This is a genomic window from Kitasatospora sp. NPDC054795 (assembly GCF_053611565.1).
In genome coordinates this window covers 1-23418 of sequence record NZ_JBSHAP010000076.1, presented here as the reverse complement: position 1 = coordinate 23418, position 23418 = coordinate 1, and the positions used below count along the sequence as shown (strand labels likewise).

The window sequence follows — 23418 nt, the reverse complement described above, 5'->3', positions numbered from 1 at the left end:
CCGTGGCACGATCCCCGCCGTGCGCTACCCGGTGGCCCTCGCCCTCACCCTGCTGACCGAGACGCCCGTCTACACGGCCGCCCTCGTCCGCGTGGGGCGGGTCCGACCCGGGCGGGCGGCCGCGGCCGCCGTCCTGGTCAACCTGGTGACGCACCCACTGCTCTGGTGGACCCTCCGGCACTGGACCGACGGGCCGGCGGCAGCGTACTGGACGGGCTTCACGCTCGGCGAGGCCGCGGTCTGCGCCGTCGAGGCGCTGCTGCTGGGCCCGCTCGCCGGGCTCCGCCCGCGCGACCCGCTGCCCTGGCTCGCCGCCGGCACCGCCAACGCCGCCTCGCTGCTGGCCGGACTGCTGATCCTGTCCTGACCGCCCGCCCCGCCCACCTCGTCACGGGGCGGGCGGGGACGGCAGGGATCCGCGGGACGCGCCCGCGGGCCGCCCCGGTACCGTGACCGGTGACTCGACGTGCGGAAACGGGCAGGGGCCGACAGATGATCGTGGTGGACGCATCCGCGCTGGTACTGGCGCTCGCCGACCAGGGCCCGCGCGGGATCCGGGCCCGCGCGGAACTCACCTCCGGCGGCGAATGGGTGGCGCCCGAGCACATCGTCATCGAGGTGATGCAGTCGCTGCGCGGGCTCTACCTGGCCAAGGAACTGACTGCCGAGCGGGTCGCCGAACTCACCCGAGAACTCGCGGCGGTGACGATCCGCAAGGTCGAGGTGGCGCCGCTGCTCGGCCGGATCTGGGAGCTCAAGGACAACCTCACCCCGGACGACGCCGCGTACGTCGCGGTCGCCGAGCGGTACGGGGTGCCGCTGGTCACCGCCGACCTGCGGCTGATGCGGGCCAGCGGGCCGCGCTGCGAGATCCGGGGGATCCGGCGCGACTGAGCCGCCACGGGCCGGGTGTCCTCGGAGCCCCGGCCGCGTTAGCAGGGCGACCCCCGCCCCGCCCGTGGAAGGCCCCGTCCCGATGACCGCTCCGTTCGCCGCCGCCCTGCTGCCACTGGCCCTGCTCGTCCCCGCCACCTCGCCGGTCTCCGTCGTCGAGGCCGACTTCGACCCGGCCACCGCCTTCGTCCCGCCGGCCGCCATCAGCTACGCGAGCGACCTGGTGCCGTACGGCTCGCACGTTCGGATCGTCACCGACCGCTCGGTGCCCGGGCGGACGGTGCTTACCCTGACGGCCTCCGGGCTCGCCCCCGACCACGAGTTCCCGGTGCACCTGCACACCGGCGGCTGCGGGGCCGACCCGGCCTCCTCCGGGCCGCACTACCAGGACGATGTCGACCCGGTGCAGCCGTCCAGCGACCCGGTGTACGCCAACGAGCGCAACGAGCTGCGGCTGGTGCTGTTCACCAACGGGCGGGGCGGGGGCAGTGCCACCACCGCGGTGGCCTGGCAGCCGCGGCCGGGCGAGGCCCGCTCGCTGGTGCTGCACGCGGGCACCCCGGCCGGCCCGCACGCGGCGGGCGACCGGGTGGCCTGCGTCAAGCTGGACGACTGAGGCCGGGCGCCGAGCCGGCCCCAACCCGCCGGCCTCCGCGGCCTCCGCGGCCCCCGGACCAGTCGGGGCCGGTCAGGAGCCGAGGGTGGCGACCAGCACCGCCTTGATGGTGTGCAGCCGGTTCTCGGCCTGGTCGAACACGATGGAGTGCGCCGACTCGAACAGCTCGTCGGTGCACTCCAGCTCGGTCATGCCGGTCGCCTCGTGCATCTGCCGCCCGACCACCGTGCCGAGGTCGTGGAAGGCGGGCAGGCAGTGCAGGAACTTCACGTCCGGGTTGCCGGTGGCCCGGACGGTGTCCATGGAGACCTGGTACGGCTTGAGCAGCTCGATCCGCTCGGTCCAGACCTCCTTGGGCTCGCCCATCGAGACCCAGACGTCGGTGTAGAGGAAGTCGGCGCCGGCCACGCCCTCGGCCACGTCCTCGGTCAGGGTGATCCGGGCGCCGGTCGTCCCGGCCAGGGCCTGTGCCGACTTCTGCACCTCCTCGGTGGGCCAGAGCGCGCGCGGGGCCACGATCCGGATGTCCATGCCGAGCAGGGCGCCGGTGACCAGCAGCGAGTTGCCCATGTTGGAGCGGGCGTCGCCGAGGTAGGCGAGGGCGACCTCGGACAGCGGCTTGGCGGTGTGCTCGGTGACGGTGAGCACGTCGGCCAGCATCTGGGTGGGGTGCCACTCGTCGGTCAGGCCGTTCCAGACCGGGACGCCGGCGTGCTCGGCCAGCTCCTCGACGACCTCCTGGCCGTGGCCGCGGTACTCGATGCCGTCGAACATCCGGCCGAGCACCCGGGCGGTGTCCTTGATGGACTCCTTGTGGCCGATCTGCGAGCCCGCGGGGTCCAGGTAGGTGGTGGTGGCGCCCTGGTCGTGGGCGGCGACCTCGAAGGCGCAGCGGGTGCGGGTGGAGGTCTTCTCGAAGATCAGCGCGATGTTCTTGCCGCGCAGCCGGGGCTGCTCGGTGCCCGCGTACTTCGCCGCCTTGAGCGTGGCGGCGAGGTCCACCAGGAAGCGGAACTCCTGGGGCGTGAAGTCGAGCTCCTTGAGGAAGTGCCTGTTCCGGAGGTTGAAGGCCATGCCGGGCTCCTGGGGTGACGGGACTACGGGAAAGCGGCAAGTCTATACGATGCTCGGAATTTCTATACAGAGGCAGGCCGGAGGAGGGGAGCCCACGGGGGGGCTCCCCTCCTCCGGCACCGCCCTCACAGCCGCGGGTCGACCGGCTCCGACTCCAGCGCGAGCACCGCGAAGACCGGCTCGTGCACCCGCCACAGCGGCTCCCCCGCCGCCAGCCGGTCCAGCGCCTCCAGGCCCAGCGCGTACTCGCGCAGCGCCAGCGAGCGCTTGTGGCCCAGCGCGCGCAGGCGCAGCCGGTCGAGGTGCTCGGTGTAGTCCGGACCGTAGATGATCCGCAGGTACTCCCGGCCGCGCACCTTCACGCCGGGCTGCACCAGGCCGCCCGGCCGGCCCTCGCCGCGCGCGGTGCGCACCAGCGAGGCCAGCGGCTTGACCACCATGCCCTCACCGCCCGCCGCGGTCAGCTCCTCCCACCAGGCGGTGGCGGCGGCCGTCGAGGCCTCGTCCTCGGTATCCACCAGGATCCGGCGGGTGCGGTGCAGCACCCGCTCCTTCCGGGGCTCCGGGCGCTCCTGGTGCTCCGTGCCGTCGGCGGAGTCGGACGCGCCAGGCCCGTCGGACGCGTCGGACGCGTCGGCGGCCACCAGGCGGTCGATCCAGGCCAGGTGCTCGTCGTGCGGGCGCACCGCGAGGTTCGCCCCCTCGGCCGCGAGCAGCTGGAACGGCGCGAGCCGGATGCCCGACAGGCCCTCGGTCGGCCAGCAGTAACGCCGGTACGCCGCGGTGAACGCCCGCGCGTCGGCCGCGCGCTGCCGCTGGCGGGCGGTCAGACCGGCCAGGTCCAGGCCGCGCCCGGCCGCCCGCTCCAGCGCGGACAGCACCTCCGGCAGGGCGGCACCCGCCGCCGCGCCGACCGCCGCGTACTGGCGGCGCAGCAGCTCCACCGCCTTCAGCGACCAGGGCATCAGCTCGGCGTCCAGCAGCAGCCAGTCGGTGGCCAGCTCCTCGAACAGCCCGGAACGCTCGGCGGCCGCCCGGACCCGGTCGAGCACGGCGCCGGTCAACTCCTCGTCGGCGAGGAAGGCACGGCCGGTCCGGGTCCAGATCGCGCCGGGGCCGGCCACCCCGAAGCGGCGCTCCAGCGCGGCCCCGTCCCGGGCGACCAGCAGCACCGCGCGCGAGCCCATGTGCTTCTCCTCGCAGACCAGGTGCCGCACGCCGTCCGCCCGGTAGCCGAGGAAGGCCTCCTCCGGGTGCTCCAGGTAGCCCTCCCGGCGGGAGGTGGCGCTCGGCGCCATCGTCGGCGGCAGGTAGGCGAGCAGCCGCGGGTCCAGCGCGAAGCGGCTCATCACCTCCAGCGCGGCGGCCGCGTTCTCCTCCCGCACGGCCACCCGCCCGTGCAGCCCGGTCTCGACGGTCCGGCGCCCGGCCACGTCGGCGAGGTCCAGCGGACGGCCCTCGCGGGCGCCCGGCGCGTCGGTGATCAGCGGGCGGACCGGGGCGTACCACTCGCGCTCGGCCTCGACGCCCACCAGCTCGCGTTCCGGGTAGCGCAGCGCGGTCAGACTGCCGCCGAACACGCAGCCGGTGTCCAGGCAGACGGTGTTGTTGACGAAGCTCGCCGACGGCACCGGGGTGTGGCCGTAGACCACCAGCGCCCGGCCCCGGTACTCCTCCGCCCACGGGTAGCGCACCGGCAGGCCGTACTCGTCGGTCTCGCCGGTGGTCTCCCCGTACAGCGCGTGCGAGCGGACCCGGCCGGAGTTGCGGCCGTGGTACCTCTCCGGCAGGCCGGCGTGGCAGACCACCAGGGCGCCGCCGTCCAGCAGGTAGTGGCTGACCAGGCCGCGCATGAACGCGCGGGCCTCGGCCCGGAACTCCTCGCTCTCCCCGGCCAGCTGGTCCAGCGACTCCTGGAGGCCGTAGGCGACGTTGACCTTCTTGCCGTCCAGCGCCCGGCCGAGCTTGTTCTCGTGGTTGCCCGGCACGCAGAGCGCGTGGCCGGCCGCCACCATGCCCATCACCAGGCGCAGCACGCCCGGGGTGTCCGGGCCGCGGTCGACCAGGTCGCCGACGAAGACGGCGGTGCGGCCCGCGGGGTGCGCGGCGTCCACCGGGCGGCCCTCGGCGTCCCGGGTGAGGGTGTAGCCGAGCCTGGTCAGCAGGGTCTCCAGCTCGGAGCGGCAGCCGTGGATGTCGCCGACGATGTCGAACGGGCCGGTGAGGTGGCGCAGGTCGTTGTAGCGTTTCTCCAGCTCGACCCCGGCCGCCGCCACCTCGGCCTCGCCACGCAGGACGTGCACCTTTCGGAAGCCCTCGCGCTCCAGGCCCCGGAGGGAACGGCGCAGCTCGCGGTGCTGGCGGGGGATCACGTGGGCCGGCAGCCGACGGTCCGGGCGGGAGCGGTTGCGCTCGGCGCACACCCCCGGCGGGACGTCCAGGACGATCGCGATCGGCAGCACGTCGTGCTCGCGGGCGATCGCGACCAGCTGACGGCGGGCCTCGGGCTGGACGTTGGTGGCGTCCACGACGGTCAGCCGGCCGGCCGCCAGGCGCTTGCCGACGATGTAGTGCAGGACGTCGAAGGCCTCGGCGGAGGCGGACTGGTCGTTCTCGTCGTCGGCGACCAGGCCCCGGCAGAAGTCGGAGGAGATCACCTGGGTGGGCAGGAAGTGGCGACGGGCGAAGGTGGACTTGCCCGCGCCGCTGGTGCCGATCAGGACGACGAGGGAGACGTCGGTGACGGGGAGGCGGCGGGGGGTGGTGCTCTCCGCGTGGTCCTGGCCCTGGTCGTCGCCAGGGGTGTCGGTCGTGTCATCGGTCATCGGGGCTCGCCTCCTTCGGGCGTCGTGGTCGTGGTGAACAGGGCCAGCTGGGTCGGGGCGCCGACCTCCTCGTCCTCCGGGCCGACCGGGCGCAGCTCCACGGTGTAGCCGTACGCGGCGGCGACCTTCCCGGCCCAGGCGCGGAACTCGGCCCGGGACCACTCGAAGCGGTGGTCGGCGTGCCGGACGGCGCCCGCCGGCAGGCTCTCCCAGCGGACGTTGTACTCGGCGTTCGGCGTGGTGACCACGACCGTCCTCGGCCGGGCGGCGCCGAACACCGCGTACTCCAGCGCGGGCAGCCGCGGCAGGTCCAGGTGCTCGATCACCTCGCACAGCACGGCCGCGTCGAAGCCCTTGAGCCGGGCGTCGGTGTAGGTGAGCGCTCCCTGTGCCAGCACCACTCGGGCCGCCTGACGCTCCGGCAACCGCTCCAGGCCCAGCTTACGACTCGCCGCCCGCAGCGCCCGGGCGGAGACGTCCACGCCGAGGATCCCGGTGAACCGCTGGTCCTTGAGCAGCTCGCCGATCAACTCGCCCTGGCCGCAACCGAGATCGGCGACACGGGCAGCACCGCTCTCACGCAGCGCGGTGAGGATCGCGGCGCGGCGCCGCTCGGCGAGGGAGGGCTGCCGGGGCTCCGGCTGCTCGCCGACCTCCTTCTCGGGCCGGACCTCCTCCTCGGGCCCGACCTCCTCCTCGGGCCGGTCGTCGACCGCGTTGTCGATCTCCTCGACCTCGCGGTCGTCGGCCTCCGCCAGCCGGGCCAGCTCCAGGCGCTCCATCGCGGCCCGGGTCAGCGACCAGCGCCGGGCCAGGTAGCGGCGGGTGATCAGGGCGCGCTCCGGGTGGGCCGCCAGCCAGCCCTGGCCGGCGGCGAGCAGCTTGTCCACCTCGTCCGGGGCGACCCAGTAGTGCTTGGCACCGTCCAGCACCGGCAGCAGCACGTACAGCTGCTGGAGCGCGTCGGCGAGCCGTACCGTTCCGGAGGAGAGCGCGATCCGCACGTAGCGGGACTCGCCCCACTCGGGGAACGACTCGTCCAGCGGGATCGCCGTCGCCTCGACCTGCCAGCCCAGCGGTTCGAACAGCCGGACCACCAGGGCCGGACCACCGCCGTCACCCGCGCCGTTGGCGGGCACGGCGGGCAGGTCGATGCGCAGCGGACGGGCCCGCCCGGGCAGTTCGGGCCGGGCCGGGCAGGCGCCCTTCATCGCGGACCGGAACACCGTCCGCAGCGCCACCGCGAGCAGCGAGGACGCCGCGTACGGGCGGTCGTTGACGTACTGGGAGAGCGCGAAGTCGGGCGAGCCGCCGCGCCCCCTGCCGTCGCCCCGGCCCTTGCGGACCAGTGCGATCGGGTCGATGTCCAGCAGCAGCGCCGCGGTGCAGACCTCGTCCCCCGCCTCGGGGTAGAAGACGTGGGCCTCGCCGTGCGACGTGGTGAACCGCTGGACCTTGTCGGGGTGCTTGTGCAGCAGGAACCCGAGGTCCGCGGCCGGGTCCTCGGCGCTGCCGGTGGTGGAGATCGACATGAACACCCGCTGAAGTATTGCCCAGCACCGGGACGGCGAGCACCGGGTTTTCCCGCCCCGCGGACCGCCGACCAGCAGGTCCGACGGGTGTGTCCGCCCGGCGGGCGTGTTCGGCACCGGGGCCCCGCATTGGTTAACGTGCACGGTGTGACTGCTGAATCCACCTCGCTCGAATCCACCTCCCCGGCGAACGGCGCCGTGGCCGCCGGTCTGGCCACCATCGCCGCCGACGGCACCGTCCTCGACACCTGGTTCCCCGCCCCCGTGCTGGCCGCCGAGCCCGGCCCGGCCGGCACCGTCCGCCTGACCGCCGAGCAGGCCGAGGCCGAGCTCGGCGCCGGCGCGGCCGAGGCGCTGCGCGCCGACGCGCGCCGTGGTGTCGAGGTGGTCGCCGTGCGCACCACCATCGCCTCGCTGGACGAGAAGCCGCTCGACACCTACGACGTGTACCTGCGGCTGCACCTGCTCAGCCACCGTCTGGTCAAGCCGCACGGCCAGAACCTGGACGGCGTCTTCGGCCTGCTGGCCAACGTCGCGTGGACCAGCATCGGCCCCGTCCCGGTGGACAAGGTCGAGCAGGCCCGCCTGGCCGTGCGCGCCCAGGGCGGCCAGCTGGCCGTGTACGGGATCGACAAGTTCCCGCGGATGACCGACTACGTCGCCCCGACCGGTGTGCGCATCGCCCACGCCGACCGCGTCCGGCTCGGCGCTCACCTGGCCGTCGGCACCACCGTGATGCACGAGGGCTTCGTCAACTTCAACGCCGGCACCCTGGGCACCTCCATGGTCGAGGGCCGGATCAGCGCGGGCGTCGTCGTCGGCGACCACAGCGACATCGGCGGCGGCGCCTCGATCATGGGCACCCTGTCCGGCGGCGGCAAGCAGGTCGTCTCGGTCGGCGAGCGCTGCCTGCTCGGCGCCAACGCGGGCATCGGCATCTCGCTCGGCAGCGACTGCGTGGTCGAGGCCGGCCTGTACGTGACCGCCGGCACCCGGGTCACCACCCCGGACGGCACGGTGGCCAAGGCCGTCGAGCTGTCCGGCCAGGACAACCTGCTGTTCCGCCGCAACTCGCAGAGCGGCGCGGTCGAGGTCATCGCCCGCTCCGGCTCCTGGGGCGGCCTGAACGCCGACCTGCACGCCCACAACTGACCTGCGGGCAGCGACTGTCGGGGTCCGGCGCCGGGCGGCGCCGGGCCCCGCTCGCATCCCGGCCCGCTCGCGCCTCGGGTTCCACTCCCGTCCCCGACGTCCGGCCGCAGGTGGGATCCGGCCGCGGGTGGAGCGGCCCACCCGTGCGGACCTCAGGGCTTGCGGTGGCGCCCCGGCGCCTTCCTCGGCCGTCGCCCGCCACTGGCGTCACCCGACCGGGCGATGCGCGTTTCGGCCCGTCCGCTCCCTCCTTCCGCAACCCGCTCCCTTCGCCACCGCCGGCTCACGAAGTCCTGAGGACCACCAGCCGCTGGGTCGCCCTGGTCATCGCGACATAGCGGTCGACCGCGCCCTCGACCCCACCGCCGAACGCCTCCGGATCCACCAGGACGACCAGGTCGAACTCGAGTCCCTTGGACAGCTCCGGGGTCAGCGACCGGACCCGCGGCCGCGCCTCGAACCCGGGGGCGCCGATCACACAGGCGATCCCCTCGGCATGGCCGGCGAGCCAGCCGTCCAGGACGGCGTCCAGCTCCGCCACCGACCCGTGCACGACGGGGATGCCGCTGCTGCGGACGGAGGTCGGCACGTTGGCGTCCGGCAGCGCGGCCCGGATCGCGGGCTCGGCCTCGGCCATGACCTCCTCCGGTGTCCGGTAGTTGATGCTCAGCGAGGCCACCGTGGTCCGGTCGAGCCCGATCCGCTCCAACCGCTCCTGCCAGGACTCCGTGAAACCGTGCCTGGCCTGCGCCCGGTCCCCGACGATGGTGAAGCTCCGGGACGGGCAGCGCAGCAGCAGCATCTGCCACTCGGCGTCGGTCAGCTCCTGGGCCTCGTCCACCACGATGTGCGCGAACGGCCCGGCGAGCGGTTCCGGGTCGGCGACGGGCAGGGCCGTTTCGTCGACCAGGGTGTCCTGGAGGTCGCGCCCGCGCAGCATCGTCACCGCGCCCTCGCCGTCGTCGTCGGCCTGCAGCAGGTCGCCGATGACGTCGGCCATCCGCGCGCGCTCGGCGGCGGCTGCGGCCTCCCGCCGGTGCCGGCGCCGGTCCGCCTCCGGATCGCCCAGCCGCTGCCGGGCCGCGTCCAGGAGCGGCAGGTCGGACACCGTCCAGGCCTGGGGCGCGTCCTTGCGCTGGAGCCTGCGGACGTCCTCGGCTGCGAGCCAGGGCGCGCACATCCGCAGGTAGGCGGGCACCGACCAGAGGTCGCCGACCAGCTCGGCCGCGTCGAGCAGCGGCCAGGCCCGGTTGAGCGTCTCGACCAGCTCCCGGTCCTGCCGCAGCGACCGGCGGAACAGCTCGGGCGAGACCCCCTCGTCCTCGTCCAGCTTGTGCATCAGGATCGTGGCCAGCTCCTCCCAGATCTGCTCGCGGGCCTCGTTGTGCGGGGTGCCCGGGTCCGGCGCGTCGAACGCGTCGGACCAGTCCTCGGCGCTCAGCCAGAGGTCGGCCCAGTGAGTGGTGACCTCCAGCCCCTCGGTGGGCGGCTCCTCGTAGAACCGGACGGCCTTCTCGATCGCCCTCACCATGTCGGCCGAGGACTTCAGCCGGGCCGCCTCCGGGTCGGCCTCGGCCCCGGCCTTCGCCCCTTCGGCGACGAGGTCCCGCACGGTGCAGGTGCGCACCCCCTCCTCGCCGAGGCTCGGCAGGACATCGGCGACGTAGGCCAGGTAGGGCTGGTGCGGGCCGACGAACAGCACGCCGCCCCGCCGGTGGCCGAGCCGGGGGTCGGAGTAGAGCAGGTACGCGGAGCGGTGCAGGGCGACGACCGTTTTGCCGGTGCCCGGTCCGCCGTCCACCACCAGGGCACCCCGGGAGCCGGCCCGGATGATGGCGTCCTGGTCGGTCTGGATGGTGGCCAGCACGTCCCGCATCCGGGCCGACCGGCCGCCGCCCAGGCCGGCGATGAACGCGGACTGGTCGTCCAGCGCGGCGTGCCCCTCCATGGCCTCGGCGGTGAACACCTCGTCCCAGTAGTCGGCGATCCGGCCACCGGTCCAGCGGTACCGGCGCCGGCTCACCAGGCCCATCGGATCGGCGTGGGTGGCCGCGAAGAACGGCTCGGCCGCGGGCGAGCGCCAGTCGACCAGCAGCCGTCGGCCCGCGCTGTCGGTGAGGCCGAGCCGCCCGATGTACACCGGCTCCGGGTCGTCGGCGAGGACGACCCGGCCGAGGCACAGGTCCAGGCCGAAGCGGCGCAGGGCGCGCAGCCGACCGGTCAGCCTGTGCACCTCGATGTCCCGGTCCATCGCCTCCCGGCCGAGGCCGCCCGGCGCGCGGCGCAGCGCGTCGAGGCGGTCGGACAGGCCAGTGATCGCCTCTTCCAGGCTCTCCGCGACGGCCGCGAAGTGCCGCTCGTCCTCGCCGATCAGTGCCGGGTCGGCCTTGGCGGCGAGGCGGGCGGGAAGGTCGAACGCACTGGTGGTCCGGCTGTTCATGGCATCAGCTCCGATCTGAGGCCTGCGATTGTGCGCCAGCACGGGGGCCTTGCCGCAAGACCCCTCGTGCGCTATACGTTGAGAGTGGCAAGGGGTGGGTTCTCCCCCAGGTCGTTCCGGTTCGTCCCCGGCTCCTTTCCGGGCACGTCGACCACGCCGCGCTCCGCATCATCGATCGCATCCCCGCTCCGCGACGCCCGGGGCCCGCTCCGCAACGCACCCGGGGGCCGTTCCGCGCCTAGCCGAGGCGGCACCGCGACGGCAACCCCGGCTCACCCGGGAGGCTTACCCCGCAGCGGAGTTGGACCGCATCGGGTGGTGTCCGGGTGACGGCGTCCGGAGCGGTTCGTTGGGTGTTACGGCGGGGGTGGGTTCCCCGGTGGCGGGCGACTGCCGCCTCCCGCCGTGCGGTCCGAGCCACCGTCGGCCGCCCCACACCGCACCACCGATGCGAAGAGGTCCCGTCATGTCCGAACCATCTGCCACGCCGCAGTTCCCGAGCAGCCCGACGGGCTCGGCCGACGGCACCTCGGCCGGACCCGCCAGCCCCAAGAGCCTGCTGGAGCAGATGCAGGAACTGCTCGCCTCCGTCTCCGCGGACCTCGCCGAACTCCAGGGCTCCGTCCCCGGGAGCGCCGACTCCACCGCCTATCCGACCGGCACGGACACCTCCGGGACCTCGGACACGCAGGGCACCCGGTAGCCATCCACCGGTTCCTCCTCGGTCGGCCCGCCCTCACCGGGCGGGCCGCCGCGGCTCGCGGCACCTCCACCGCCACCGCCACCGCCACCGCCGGACGGACCGGTGTCGCCCGGCGGGCCGATCCTGACCACCAGTAACGGCGCCCCGCCGCCGACCTGCTCCCGCTCCCGCTCGGCCCCACCGAGCGCCGCGGGCTGCGACTCCCCGGCCCGGACCGCCGCCTCACGCAGCCGTACGGTGAGGTCCTTGCACTCCGACACCGCGTCCACACCGTCGATGCACGTCCAGTAGAGGCTCTCGGTGTCCGCCCCGCAGGCGAGCACCACCAGCGTCTCGCCGACGTCCCGGAGCAATCCGTCCAGCGCCCCCAGGGCCGGCGCCAAGTCTCCCAGGTCGGTGAGCCGCGCGGCCCGGCCCCCGCTCACCAGGGCGGCCCGGAGGACGGAGCGGTCCAGGCAGACCGCCGCGTGCGCCCCGGCCTCGGACAGTTGCTGCCCCAGCCCGGTCAGCTCCTCGTCCTCCGACTCCGCCAGCCTGGCGCCCACCGCCTCGGTGAGCAGCGCGGCCTGCCGCGCCTCGGCCAGCACGTCCGGTACGTGCCTGGCCTCGGCCAGGGCGTGCCGGGCCGTCTTGATCAGTCGCAGCGCCTCCATGGCCACCGCTCCCCTCGCTCGCTGTCGCCGTCGGCCCGGGCCGCCGGGAGGGGCGGTCCGAGGGGCGACGGCTGGTCACGGCGAAAGCGTGCGAGGAAGAGCGCGGACGCGCATCCACGGTGTCAGAAGCTGTGGAAAAGTCGGGGGCTGTGGATGAATTCCTTCCCTCACAAGGGTTGGTCGCCTACGTCCGAGTTGACTCCGAGCACATTTTCACCGGCGCCGACCGCATGTTCACCGCTGCCGACGGCGTGTTCACCGCCGGCGACCGCGCCCTCCGGTACCGGGAAGCGGAGTTCGTTCCGCTCGATCTTGGCTGCCAGGGCCTCCAGCGGATCCACCCCGACCGCGGTGCAGAACTGCAGCAGGTACGCCAGCACGTCCGCGACCTCGTCGTGCACCCGGTGCGCGCGGCCCGGGTCGGACATCACCGCGCCGGCCTGCTCGGGCGTCAGCCACTGGAAGATCTCCAGCAGCTCCCCCGCCTCCACGCTCAGCGCCGCCGCCAGGTTCTTCGGGGTGTGGAAGGGCTCCCACCGCCGGGCCGCCGCGAAGTCCACCAGCCGCTGCCGCAAGGCCTCAACGGTGGGCTCCGCCGGCCCCGTCACTCGTTCGCTCACCCCTCCAGGTCTACCGCATCAAGACCCGCCGCCCCACCGTCCACCGGAAACGCCCCGCTGCCGGCCGGAGCTCCCGCGAGCCCGGCCGGCCCCTCCTGCCCCGCCGGAGCCCCCGCCGGAGCCCCTGCCGACGACCTCGCCGACGGCTCCGCCGGCCCCTCCGTCAACCCCGCCGCCGACCGGCCCGCGCCCGCCGCGGCCCCCTCGCCGGCCCCACCCCGGGCCTCCCCATTCGCCTCCCCGGCCGCCTCCCCGCGCACGCCCTGGACCGGTACCCGCGTCGTCTCCGTCCGCAGCACCGTGAGCCCCGAGTCGGGATCCCGCCGGCACTCCACCAGCACCATCCCGCCCCCGGGTGTGCCGCCCAGCACCTCCCGCGCCGCCGCCGGCTCCTGCAGGGCCGCGACCACCCGCAGCTGGCGGCGCTCCGCCATGTCCCGGGCCAGCCGCAGCAACGTGGCGGCCTGCTCCGCGGAGAGCCCCGCGCCCAGGTCCTCGGCCAGCACGATGAGCTGCCGGTGCGCCCAGGGCACCTCGGCGGCCACGTCGAGGTCGAGCACCCCGGCCCCGGTCAGCAGCACCGCGGCGAAGGAGAGGTAGCGCAGCATGCCGTCGGAGGCCTGGTCGGCCCCGGTGCGCCCGAGGACGCCCTCGTCGAAGACGGCGAGGACCTTCCGCACGCCCGCACTCTCCCGCTCGGCCAGGGTGAGCCCGAGCAGCGGGTGCGGCGCGGCGGACTGCACCGCGCGCAGCAGCTGCCCGTACCGGCGCGGGCACTCGTTGCTCAGCCGGGCCACGACGGCGGAGATGTTGGCGGCGTTGCCGCGCAGCCGGGCCTGCGGGTCGGCCCGGGCCCAGCCGCGCATCAGTGCGGGGACGGGGTGCAGCGGGAAGACCTCGCGCAGCGCCGTGAGCAGGTCCTCGGTGGCGGCGAGGACGAGGCACTCGCCGGCCGACGAGCCCGCGACCCGCAGCGGCAGCTGCGCGGTGATCATCGTGCCGCTGGGGAACGGCGCCCGGATGTCGCCCTGGCGGGTGTCGTTGTGCCAGCAGACGTTGACCCGCCGGTTGCGGACGTCCTGCTCCCCGGTGTCCATCAGGGTCCGGCCGTCGAGGGTGAGCGACTCCCGGGCGATCCGGACCGGGCCGTCGGTGCGGATCACCACGTCGAGCCGGATCAGGCCGTGCGGCGAGCGGACGGTGCAGCCGAGGATGATCGCGTCCCGCCCGTGCGGCACGCACCCGTCCAGGCCTCCGCGGACGGGCTCGGCGAGCGGACCGGTGCGGTCGGGCAGCCCGTCCAGCGAGTCGGCGATCTCCTCGCCGAGGGCGAGCCGGGAGAGCACGGCCAGCGCGTCGAGGGCGTTGGACTTGCCGACCCCGGCGGGCCCGTGCAGCACGGTGAGGGGCGCGAGCGGCAGCACCGAGCGCCGGTAGGACTTGAACGAGGTGAGCCGGAGCTCCTCGACTGTGGGGCGCGGCACGGGCGGCCGGTCGGGCCGTGGGGCGCCCGTTCGGAGGTGGGACGGCCCTGCGGGCCTGGTGGCGTCGCGGTTCACCTGTCGGACGTTAGCCGCAGGCCGACCGGAGGAAACGTGCCTGCGCGGCAGATTCATCCCAACGTGGCGCTCAGCGCCGGTACGCGGCCACCGTCACCGAGGCCGTCACCTCGACCGGCTCCGGCAACTCCGCGAGCGCGGCACCGAGCCGATCCGGATCGGTGTGCCAGGCGCTCGGACCCATGCCGACGACGGTGCGCACGTCCTGCGGGCCGAGCCGCAGGGTGAACTCGACCTCCCGCCGCCCGGCGGGCTCCAGGTACGGTCCGAGCTTCTCGTCGATCCGCCGCTGCTTCTCCTCGTCCACCGACAACAGGCCCAGTGCGTCGACGAGTTCGCGCAGATGGCGGGCGGTCGGCGAGACCAGCAGCAAGGTGCCGCCGGGGCGCAGCACCCGGCGGATCTCGGGCCCGTTGCGCGGGGCGAACACGTTGAGCATCAGCTCGGCCGAGGCGTCCCGCAGCGGCAGCGGGCGCCAGGCGTCGCACACCACGGCGCCGATCCGGGGGTGCGCCTTGGCGGCGCGGCGCAGCGCGAACTTGGAGATGTCGAGAGCCGCGCCGACCGTGCCGGGCAGGGCGTCCAGAACGTGCGCCAGGTAGTGGCCGGTGCCGGCGCCGAGGTCGGCGACCAGCCCGCCGGGCTCACCGGAGACGACGGCGGAGGCCGCCCGCGCCAGCGCCTCGGCGATCGGCCGGTAGTGCCCGGCGGCGAGGAAGTCCGCGCGGGCCGCGACCATCCCGGCGGTGTCCCCGGTACCGGTGTGGGCGTCGCCGGCGAGGAGGCTGACGTAGCCCTGCTTGGCGAGGTCGAAGCTGTGCCCGGCCGGGCAGCGCAGGCTGCGGTCGTGCCGGGTGAGGGCCTGCGCACAGTGCGGGCAGGCCAGGTAGCGCTCGATGTCCTGGAGCAAGGTTCCGTCTTCTCTCGCCGTACGCCCCGGCCGGTCGGGGCGCCAGCCAGCCTAACGACCCCGACGGACCCGCGCCCCGGGCCGCCACCCCGGCCCAGCACTGACGGATCCGCGCCCCGGGCCGCCACCCCGGCCCAGCGCCGACGGGCCCACGCCCCGGCCACGTCCGCCGGCCCTACCCCACGCCCCTCCCGAGTCCTGCGAGCTCCCGCCCGGCGGGGCCCCGCCGCGCGCGGTCCCGCCCCGCGAGCACCGGCCCCCGCTGCGCCCCGACCCGCAGCGCCAGCGCCACCAGCGCCTCCGGCGCGCCGGGGCGGCCGCGCACTCCGGGAAAGGCGTTGACGTCCACGATGACCGGCTCGGCGGGCCCGTCGAGCAGGTCGACTCCGTACACGTCGAGCCCGAACACCTCGCCGACGCGCAGCGCGAGCGCGGCCCGCCCGGCGGACGGCTCCCAGTCCTCCGCCCGCCCCGACTTCCCCGTGCCGGTGGCGAGCTCGGACTGCCGCCGGGCCGCGAACACCTGTCCGTCGACCACCCACAGCTTCTGGTCCCAACCCGTCCCCGGGACGAACGGCTGCGTGACCACCGGCTCCTCGGGCCAGCGCTCGGCGAGTTCGCGCAACCGGGCCGGGCCGTCCACCCGGGCGACCAGGTCGTGCCGCCTGCTGTGCCGGCTCTTGACCACGAACGGGTAGGCCGGATCGGCGAGTTCGCCCAGGCGTCCGGCCGCGTCCGTGGCCGCGAAGGGCAGCCCGGCGGCGCGGGCGAGGTCGGCCATCCGCACCCGGTCCTGGCACAGCCCGGTGGCCGCCGCCGAGTTGACCACCGGCACGCCCCGCCGCTCCAACTCCCCGGCCAGCGCCAGCGCCTGAGGCGTGCGGGCCTTGAGCAGGCAGACGTCGGGGAGCCCGGTCACGGGCCCGGAGGGCGGGACGACCGCCACCTCGTGCCCCCGGCGCACCAGCAGTTCGGCCGCCGATGCCAGCACCGGATGCCCCGGGTCGCCGGTGATCAGTCCGACCTTCACAGCAGCTCCCCCTCACCGAAGCCGCGTTGACCGTAGGCGTCACCGCCGGCGGGCACCAGCTCGACCGGCCCGCCGGGCACCAGTTCGGCGGGCCCCCCGGGCACCGACACGGCCGTCCCGCTGCGCGCGAGCCGCAGCACCGCCCGGGAGACCCGGGCCACCGCGTCCGGCACCTGCCGGAAACTCGGGAAGTCGTTGACGTCCACCACCACCGGCCCGTCCGGCCCCAGCAGCACGTCGACCCCGTACAGGTCCAGCCCGAACACCTCGCCGACCTGCGCCACGATCCGCGCGACGCTCCCCGGCAGCGGCACCTGCCGTTCGCGCACGCCCTGCCCCGGGTGCAGCGGGGAGGAACGTTCCGTCGCGAAGAGCTCGCCGTCGACGCAGTACACCTTGAGGTCGGTCCCGGAGTTGGGCACGTACGGCTGGGCGATCAGCAGCCCCTCCCCCGCCAGCTCCGGCCCGACCTCCAGCAGCTGGTCGGGGCTGCGCACCAGCCGGACGGCACGCCCGGAGCTGCCGTCGGCGGGCTTGACCACGAGCGGGTACTCCGTGGCCGGGATCTCGGCCAGCCGTTCCCAGCGCGCGGCCGCGTACGTCACCGGGACGGGCAGCCCGCGGGTGCGGCCGATGACCGCGGCTAGCGCCTTGTCCCGGACCCCGCGGATCGAGCGCACGTCGTTCACCGTGGTGAGGCCGACGGCGGCGGCCGACTCCAGCAGGGTCAGCCCGGGCCCGCCGGACACGGTCTTGAGCACCCAGGCGTCGTGGCTGCCGGCCCGGACCTCCTCGGAGATCGCCAGCAGCGAGTCCCCGGGGCGCAGCACGTCCACCCGGTGTCCCCACGCCGTGAGTTGGCGTGCCACGTCGAGCGGCATGCCGTCGTGCCGGTAGTGTTCCTCCACCAGAAAGCAGAGCCTCATGGGCCTGTCTTCCCCCTTGCCTCGCCTAGTGCAGACGTCCGCCGTCCCCCTCGGCAGAGCTGTAAAGGCTTCAGCATGCACGCTGTGTTCGCACAAGATCGCTGCGAGCGGGTAAGCGTTCGGCAACAATCGGGCCCCGGGAAGGCGGCGAGGGCCCTCGGGGCGCCGTCGAGTGGCGCCGGGGGGCGTCGGGGGACGGCCCCGGGACGTGCCCCGGTAATCCGGTGGCACCGCGCCGCAGCCCCTGCTTGGATGCACGCCGTGACCCCTGCTGATCATGCTCCCGACCGCCCCCTGCTCGACGAGATCGAGCGCTACTACGACGCCGTGCCGCGCAGCGCCGCCCGCACCGAGGACTTCGGACCGCTGACCCTGTTCGTCCGCGACGGGGGCGGCTGGCCGTACTACGCCCGCCCGGCCCTCGGCCACGGCGGCCCGGCCGCCACCGCCGAGGACGTCCGCCGGGTGCTGGAGCGGCAGCGGGAGCTGGGTGTCCCGGAGGCCTTCGAGTGGGTGGCCGAGCAGACCCCGGAGCTGCGCGCGGCGGTCGAGGCGGCAGGTCTGACGGTGCACGAGCACCCGCTGCTGGTGCTGGGCCCGCAGGACGAAGCGGCCCCGGCGCCCGAGCTGCCGGAGCCGGTGGAGGTCCGGGTGCTGGCGCCGGACGCGCCGGAACTGGCGGCCGCGCTCGCCGTCCCGCACCTGGCCTTCGGCGATCCGGGCACGGCCGTCGGCCCGACCGGTGCGGCCGAGCTCGCCACAGCCGCGGCGGAGCTGACGGCCGACGGCACGGCGGAGCAGGTCGCCCGGCGGATCGCCGCCGGCACCACCGTGCTGGCCGCGGCCCTGGAGGACGGCACGGCCCTGTGTGCGGGCCAGCACAACCCGGTGGGCCCGGTCACCGAGGTGGCCGGGGTGGGCACGCTCCCGTCCGCGCGCCGCCGCGGGCTGGGCCTGGCGGTCACCGCGGCGCTGGTCGCGCACGCCCGGGCGAACGGAGTTCGGACGGTGTTCCTGTCCGCCGCCGACGAGGACGTCGCCCGGATCTACCGCCGGGCCGGCTTCCGCACCTTCGCGACGGCCCTGATCGCGGAACCCGCCGCCCAGTAGGAGCCCGCCCGGCGGGAGCCCGCCCGGCAGCAGCGGCCCGCCCCTCGGCGGCCCCGCCGCCCGGCGCCCCGGGGACCCGGCCGAGGACGGCGCCGATCAGTCGTCGTCCTCGTCCTCCTCGTCCGCCCCGGTGACCTCCTCCCCTTCCGCCTCGTCCACCATCCAGGCCGCCAGCCGCTCGGCGACGCCCGACACCCCGAGCCGCCCCTCGCGGATGGCCCGGGAGAGGCTGCGCACCTCGCGGGCGGTGGTGGCAATGGTGCAGCCGCTGGCGACCAGGTAGGCGTAGGCGACGGCGGTCGCGAAGAGTTCGTTGGTCTTCTCCAGGGCGGGCACCCGGATCAGCTGGTGCATCAGCGCGGCGGCGCGGTCCTGTGGTTCGGGGTAGACCGCGATGTCGAATATCTCGGCCTGGTGGCGGGTGACGGCCGCGAGCAGCGAGCCGTAGTCGGTGACCTGCGGGTCACCGGGGGTGTACTGCTCGGCGGTCATGAGCAGCCACGAGAGGTCGACCTCCAGCTTCAACGGCGCACGTCCTGGAGGTTGCCGGGCTCCCCGAACTCGGCGAGGAAGGCCGACTCGTACTCCTTCATGAACTGCGCGGCCGCGTCCACGAAGGCCCGCCCTGACTCACCCATGTCCTGTTGGACCAGGCGCTCGATGTACTGGTTCATGGAGATCCCCTGCTGCTCCGCCCGTTCCCGGGCCATCTCGGCGGTCGTGGCGTCGACCCGCACGTTCAGCTGCTTCTTACCCATGCCGTTCAAGCTAGCGCTCAAGTGCTAGCACAACAAGGGCGCGTGCACACCGCCCGCACACCTGCCGCACGCCCCCGCGCAACCTCACCGTCACCGGGACGCCGAACGGCCGGGCCCGCGGCGGCTGCCACGGACCCGGCCCGCGCCGGAAGGGAGGCGGATCAGAACTGGGTGCTGACGGTCACCCCGCTGAAGTCGGTGTTCGCGTAGAGGCTCACGTAGCGGTAGCCCGCCGTCGGGTTGGTCACCGTGATGCTCTGGGTGGTGCCCGGGTTGGTGGACGAGGCGGTGTACGCGCTCGGCGAGGCCCAGGTGCTCTCGTTGTAGTACAGGGAGGCGGTGCCGGTGCCCCCGGAGGTGGTGATCTTCAGGGTGCTGGTGCCGGCCGGCAGGTAGACGTACAGGTAGTCCAGATTGCCGGCGGTCGCCGCCAGACCGGCCCGCGAGCAGTTCTTGCCGAGCGCGTCGGTGCGCGGGTCGGTGCAGGCCGGCGGGGTGGTGGGGCCGCCGCCGCCGGTGGTCACGGTGACGGAGGCCGGGGTGCTGGCGGTCCTGCCGGTGTCGTCGGTGACGGTCAGCGCGACCGTGTAGGTGCCGGCGGCCGCGTAGGTGTGGCTCGGGTTCTGCTGGTCGGACGAGCTGCCGTCGCCGAAGGTCCAGTGCCAGGCGGTGATCCGGCCGGGGCCGGTCTGGACGGACTTGTCGGCCAGGGTGACGGTCGGGCCGTTCACGGTCTGACCGAACAGCGCGGTCGGGCCGGCCGCGTAGCAGGCGCCGCCGGCGCAGGCGTCGAGCCAGGCGTCGAAGTCGGCGTCGTAGCCGGTGCCGATCCCGTTGTAGACCGCGTAGCCGCCCTGGTAGTCACCGGTGCGGAAGTGCGCGAGCACGGAGTCGATGTCGGCCGGGTGCTTCTCGAACATGTACCGGACCGCCAGGTAGCCCCACGGGTAGGTGCGCACGGTGTCCGAATTGCCGTACGTGTTCTGGAAGATCGTGCTCAGCTTGTACGTGTGCCTGGCGGCCTCGGCCATCGCCTGGGTGTCGGTGGTGCCGCGGTAGGCGTAGGACTCGTACTCGGCGACGCCCTCGATCCACCAGATGTCCGGGACGGAGATCTCGGTGGAGAAGTTGCCCTTGAGGTCGTAGATGTTGTCCAGGTAGTGGGTGTACTCGTGGTTGAGGTTCCACACGTTGGCGGTGAAGCCGTCGTTCCAGGACTTCTGGTACATCACGCACACGGCCCGGTTGTTCGGGTCGGTCGGGTCCATGACGGTCTGTCCGCCGTTGTCGGTGGAGTTGTTGAAGATCGCCCAGGAGTAGGTCAGGTAGTCGGCCTGGTTGGCGAAGACCGCGAGGGTCAGCTCCTTGTCGTACTGGCCGGGGATCGGCCCGTTGTCCTTCACCAGCTTGTGGAAGAAGGTGTCCTCGCCTCGCAGGCTGGCGCAGACCGCGGACAGGTCGGCGGGCGGGAGCACCTCGGTCAGGATGGTGCGGTTGTCACAGACCAGCTGGTTCGGCAGCACCGCGGCGGTCAGCTTGGCCGGCAGGTCGCAGGTGCCGTAGTACGAACACTGGCCGGGGTCGAAGCTGTTGGCCTGGTACGCGGTGTGGACGTACAGCGGGCCGGTGGCACCGGTGATCCGGGCGCCGTCGAGGACGGCCTTGACCTTGCCCTTGACCGCGGCCTCGACCGCCGGGCCGTCGCCGGCCATCCGGCCGAGGTCGTTGCCCGCGTTGACGTCCAGGTAGGCGTTGGCGGTGCCGAGCAGGTCCTTGTGGTTCAGGGCGAAGTCGCCGAGGGCGGCGCCGATGCTCGGGTCGGCGCCGACCGCGCTGACGAAGTCGGGGTTCCAGTTGCCCCGCCACAGCGGAGCGGAGAGCACCGCGTTGACCGCCTTGAGCATCTTCGGGAAGGCGTTGTACGAGTTGTCGTACGACGTCAGCACCTGCTTGTAGACGCCCAGGTAGCTGCCCTGAAGGTTGGCGCTGTCGGTGAGCACCAGGACCTCGTTGAGCACGGTGCCGTTGCCGTCGCTCACGTCGGTGCGGTGCGGCGCCGCGAAGAACGCGTCCAGGGCGGCCTTGGAGGCGCCGGTCAGGGCCGCGTCGTACGGGCCGACCGCCCCCTGGTTGTTCGACTGCACGTACCAGCCGGCCCGCTGGAAGAGCACGAGTTGCAGGATGCCGGTCGAGTTGTCGCCGGTGTAGCCGCCCGCCGCGTTCTGGAAGGCGTTGGCGACGGTGAGCATCTTCGCTTCCTTGAAGACGGCGCCCGCGTCCGTGCCGGTGACGTTGAACAGCGTGTTGACGCAGTCCGGGGTCGAGGCCTCCAGGAAGGAGACCAGGTCGGCCCCGCTGCGGCTGCCGAAGTCGGCCGGGGTGCAGCTCTGCGCGGTGGTGGCCGCGGCGGCGGCACCGCGGGCGGCGAGGGGCTGCTTGACCGGGGACGTCTTCGGCCCGGCCGGGCGCTGCGCGGTCTGCACGGCGGTGCCGGCCGGCTGGCCCATCACGAGCTGCCCGAGCAGCGCCGGGGGCAGCGGCTTGGCGACCGGGGCGGGTTCCTCGGCCGCACGGGACTGCTCGGCCGGATCGACCGTGAGGAAGGCGCCGAGCGGCTTCGGCAGGGCGGAGCCCGGGTCGGCCGCCGGGGCGCCGGCCGCGGGCCGGGCGCTCGACCCGGAGGCGGCCGGGCCGGAGGCGGCGGAAGCGGCCGGGGCGGCGAAGGCGGCCGCGGCGGGCAGCAGCGTGGCGGCGGCGCAGCAGCCGGCGACGAGGCCGGCCAGCAGGGTGGGGAGTGGTATCCGTGGGCGCACTGGTGGGTCCTTCTCCTGTGGGGGGAGGCGCTGGGAGGACTGCCGAGGCGTTGGGGGAACGCGTCATGATCCTGCCAGCGGCGGGCATCCAGAACAATGTCACAGGTCATATGACATAGCCCTGCCCAGCCATAACACCGCCCGTCATGCCCTAAGGCCGGTACGTCCGTGCGGCCCACGCCTGGAAGCCCGGCGCCGCCGCGATCAGGTCCCGGTACGCCGCGGCGGCCGCCCCGAGCAGCGTCTCCAGCACCTCCCCGCCCACCCCGGCCGGCCGCCAGACCAGCAGTTGCCGGACCCAGATCGGCGTCCCCGCGAGCGGTTTGACCACCACCTCGGCGAGCGGCCGGGTGGTGGCCTGGACGACGGAGATGCCGAGCCCGGCGGCGATCATCTCCTGGAGCTCCAGCCGGCCGCCGAGGAACTCGTGGACGGTCGCCGGGGCGAACCCCGCCGCGGCGCAGGCCCCGTGGAACACGCCGTGCCAGCCGGCCCCGTCGTCGGGGGTCAGGAACCACTCCTCCTCCGCGAGGTCCGCCAGCGCCACCTCGGTGCGGTGCCGCAGCCGGTGGCCGGCCGGCAGCGCGACGAAGACGGGCTCGGTGACGATGCCGCGGTGCGCGACGGACGGCGCGTGGCGCAGCTCCCGGCCCGGGTAGTCCACGGCCACCGCGGCGTCGGCCCCGTCCCGCTCCAGCAGCTCGACGATGTCGGAGGAGCGGTAGACCGATGTCAGGGCGAAGCGCTGTCCGGGCCGTTGGTGCCGCGCCCTGGTGACCAGTCCGGGCAGCAGCGGCGAGTTGGTCGCCGCCAGCCGCAGCTCGCGAGGGACGGGTCCGGCCGGGGCCTCCGGGCGGCGGCCCAGACCGTCGGCACGGGTGAGCAGCTCCCGGGCCGCGGCCACCACCTCCGCCCCGAAGCCGGTCGGCGCGACGCCGACGGTGGTGCGTTCGAACAGCGGGGCGCCCAGATGGCGCTCGATCCGGCGCAGCTGGGTGCTGGTCGCCGGCTGCGAGGCGCCGAGCAGGACGGCGGCCCGGCCGACGCTCCCGGTGTCGGCGATCGCGCACAGCACGCGAAGGTGCCGCAGCTCCAGCTCCATGACGCTCCCCCTCGCGCACCCGGCCGGCCCCGGCCGACGGCGTGGGGCGGCTGCCGTCACGGGCGGTGCGACGGCGCACCGGCCCGCCGGTACAACGGCACACATCACATGTCAGCGGCTCACCTTCGCCCCGGGGAATGACCTCGTCAAGCCCTCTCCCGGGGCCCGACGGCCTTGCGCGCACCATCTTTTACCAGCGCATTGCCGGCACCTGACCTTCCGCCCGGTCCGGGCCGCCCGCGCCCGCCCGTGCCCGCTCCGCCCCGCCTCGCCGGGAGGGGCGGGACTTGAAGACCGACCCGCCGTCCGGGAGGCTGAAGACCCCCCTGCGTTCCCCCGAGCGGGCGCCGACCGGTGCGGAGGCCTACCGATGACAGCCATGTTCGACCAAGAGCTGCGCGAGCAGCTCGCCCAGGCCCGCCGGGACCTCGCGGCGGCCCGGGCCGAGGAGACGCCGACGGCGTCCAGGCGTACGAGGGCCGGGTCGCCGCGCTCCTGCGGCTCGCCGCCCAGCACGGCATCGACCTGCCGCACAGCGTCGACGAGGAGGAGCACAACGAGTAGCCGGCCCGGACGCGGGGGGGGGGGGGCCCCCCCCCCCGGGGGGCGCCCCCAGGCCGGGAGCCCCCCCCCCCCGGGGGGGGCCCGGGCCGCCCCCCCCCCCGGGGCTGAAAAAAAAAAGACGCAGGCGCCGAGATATG

20 protein-coding genes are annotated in these 23418 nt (G+C 74.5%); 6 read left to right on the top strand and 14 right to left on the bottom strand.

Features of this window, described 5'->3' with window-relative positions:
- The first annotated feature begins 19 nt into the window (after window positions 1-19).
- The 3 genes from ACWGJO_RS25620 (at window position 20) to ACWGJO_RS25610 (ending at window position 1510) form a co-directional block, all read left to right on the top strand.
- Complete coding sequence (locus ACWGJO_RS25620; protein ID WP_380546605.1) at window positions 20-367, top strand: hypothetical protein; 348 nt, start codon at window positions 20-22, stop codon at window positions 365-367.
- Window positions 368-492: 125 nt separating this feature from the next.
- On the top strand, window positions 493-894 hold the full coding sequence (locus tag ACWGJO_RS25615; RefSeq protein WP_452187204.1) for a type II toxin-antitoxin system VapC family toxin: 402 nt from the start codon (window positions 493-495) through the stop codon (window positions 892-894).
- An 82-nt stretch (window positions 895-976) separates the two neighbouring features.
- On the top strand, window positions 977-1510 hold the full coding sequence (locus ACWGJO_RS25610; protein ID WP_452187202.1) for a superoxide dismutase family protein: 534 nt from the start codon (window positions 977-979) through the stop codon (window positions 1508-1510).
- A 72-nt stretch (window positions 1511-1582) separates the two neighbouring features.
- Here ACWGJO_RS25610 and argF read toward each other — a convergent pair whose 3' ends face one another.
- The 3 genes from argF to ACWGJO_RS25595 form a co-directional block, all read right to left on the bottom strand.
- Window positions 1583-2584 (bottom strand): ornithine carbamoyltransferase, encoded by a 1002-nt coding sequence (argF, locus tag ACWGJO_RS25605; RefSeq protein ID WP_452187200.1) that lies wholly within the window; start codon window positions 2582-2584, stop codon window positions 1583-1585.
- A gap of 125 nt (window positions 2585-2709) precedes the next feature.
- Window positions 2710-5409 (bottom strand): polynucleotide kinase-phosphatase, encoded by a 2700-nt coding sequence (locus tag ACWGJO_RS25600; protein WP_452187198.1) that lies wholly within the window; start codon window positions 5407-5409, stop codon window positions 2710-2712.
- A complete protein-coding gene (locus ACWGJO_RS25595) occupies window positions 5406-6947 on the bottom strand; it encodes a 3' terminal RNA ribose 2'-O-methyltransferase Hen1 (protein ID WP_452187196.1) in 1542 nt (513 codons plus the stop codon). Before ACWGJO_RS25595 ends, ACWGJO_RS25600 begins: the two co-directional genes overlap by 4 nt.
- A gap of 141 nt (window positions 6948-7088) precedes the next feature.
- Between ACWGJO_RS25595 and dapD the strand changes: the two genes are divergently transcribed.
- Window positions 7089-8093 (top strand): 2,3,4,5-tetrahydropyridine-2,6-dicarboxylate N-succinyltransferase, encoded by a 1005-nt coding sequence (gene dapD, locus ACWGJO_RS25590; RefSeq protein ID WP_452187195.1) that lies wholly within the window; start codon window positions 7089-7091, stop codon window positions 8091-8093.
- Window positions 8094-8376: 283 nt separating this feature from the next.
- Here dapD and helR read toward each other — a convergent pair whose 3' ends face one another.
- Complete coding sequence (gene helR / locus ACWGJO_RS25585) at window positions 8377-10533, bottom strand: RNA polymerase recycling motor ATPase HelR (protein ID WP_452187193.1); 2157 nt, start codon at window positions 10531-10533, stop codon at window positions 8377-8379.
- Window positions 10534-10999: 466 nt separating this feature from the next.
- Here helR and ACWGJO_RS25580 point away from each other — a divergent pair, with 466 nt between their 5' ends.
- Window positions 11000-11236, top strand: a complete 237-nt coding sequence (locus tag ACWGJO_RS25580; protein WP_387736432.1) for a hypothetical protein — start codon at window positions 11000-11002, stop codon at window positions 11234-11236.
- On the opposite strand, the gene ACWGJO_RS25575 is transcribed toward ACWGJO_RS25580, so the two are convergent.
- The 6 genes from ACWGJO_RS25575 to ACWGJO_RS25550 form a co-directional block, all read right to left on the bottom strand.
- Entirely contained in the window at window positions 11182-11889 is a 708-nt protein-coding gene (locus ACWGJO_RS25575) for a DUF6099 family protein (RefSeq protein WP_452187190.1), read from the bottom strand. The two genes, ACWGJO_RS25580 and ACWGJO_RS25575, sit on opposite strands and share 55 nt — an antisense overlap.
- A 167-nt stretch (window positions 11890-12056) precedes the next feature.
- Window positions 12057-12497: a nucleotide pyrophosphohydrolase gene (locus tag ACWGJO_RS25570; RefSeq protein WP_452187223.1), complete on the bottom strand. Its 441-nt coding sequence runs from the start codon at window positions 12495-12497 to the stop codon at window positions 12057-12059.
- Between the two features lie 8 nt (window positions 12498-12505).
- Window positions 12506-13993, bottom strand: a complete 1488-nt coding sequence (locus ACWGJO_RS25565; RefSeq protein ID WP_452187188.1) for an AAA family ATPase — start codon at window positions 13991-13993, stop codon at window positions 12506-12508.
- A gap of 145 nt (window positions 13994-14138) precedes the next feature.
- Window positions 14139-14978, bottom strand: coding sequence for a putative RNA methyltransferase (locus ACWGJO_RS25560; RefSeq protein WP_452187186.1), 840 nt, complete (start codon window positions 14976-14978; stop codon window positions 14139-14141).
- Between the two features lie 175 nt (window positions 14979-15153).
- Window positions 15154-16008 (bottom strand): ATP-grasp domain-containing protein, encoded by an 855-nt coding sequence (locus tag ACWGJO_RS25555; RefSeq protein WP_452187184.1) that lies wholly within the window; start codon window positions 16006-16008, stop codon window positions 15154-15156.
- Complete coding sequence (locus tag ACWGJO_RS25550) at window positions 16005-16934, bottom strand: ATP-grasp domain-containing protein (RefSeq protein WP_452187183.1); 930 nt, start codon at window positions 16932-16934, stop codon at window positions 16005-16007. Before ACWGJO_RS25550 ends, ACWGJO_RS25555 begins: the two co-directional genes overlap by 4 nt.
- A gap of 261 nt (window positions 16935-17195) precedes the next feature.
- Here ACWGJO_RS25550 and ACWGJO_RS25545 point away from each other — a divergent pair, with 261 nt between their 5' ends.
- Complete coding sequence (locus ACWGJO_RS25545) at window positions 17196-18044, top strand: GNAT family N-acetyltransferase (RefSeq protein WP_452187182.1); 849 nt, start codon at window positions 17196-17198, stop codon at window positions 18042-18044.
- A 96-nt stretch (window positions 18045-18140) separates the two neighbouring features.
- Here the strand turns inward: ACWGJO_RS25545 and ACWGJO_RS25540 are convergent, their stop codons facing one another.
- The 4 genes from ACWGJO_RS25540 to ACWGJO_RS25525 all read right to left on the bottom strand — a co-directional run bounded on the left by ACWGJO_RS25540 (window position 18141) and on the right by ACWGJO_RS25525 (window position 22717).
- Entirely contained in the window at window positions 18141-18569 is a 429-nt protein-coding gene (locus tag ACWGJO_RS25540; protein ID WP_359909922.1) for a fic family toxin-antitoxin system, toxin component, read from the bottom strand.
- On the bottom strand, window positions 18566-18802 hold the full coding sequence (locus ACWGJO_RS25535) for a toxin-antitoxin system HicB family antitoxin (protein WP_452187180.1): 237 nt from the start codon (window positions 18800-18802) through the stop codon (window positions 18566-18568). The genes ACWGJO_RS25540 and ACWGJO_RS25535 overlap by 4 nt, the downstream gene beginning before the upstream one ends.
- Before the next feature lie 161 nt (window positions 18803-18963).
- Entirely contained in the window at window positions 18964-21615 is a 2652-nt protein-coding gene (locus ACWGJO_RS25530; protein ID WP_452187178.1) for a collagenase, read from the bottom strand.
- Window positions 21616-21766: 151 nt separating this feature from the next.
- Window positions 21767-22717, bottom strand: a complete 951-nt coding sequence (locus ACWGJO_RS25525) for a LysR family transcriptional regulator (RefSeq protein WP_452187176.1) — start codon at window positions 22715-22717, stop codon at window positions 21767-21769.
- Window positions 22718-23418: the final 701 nt, after the last annotated feature.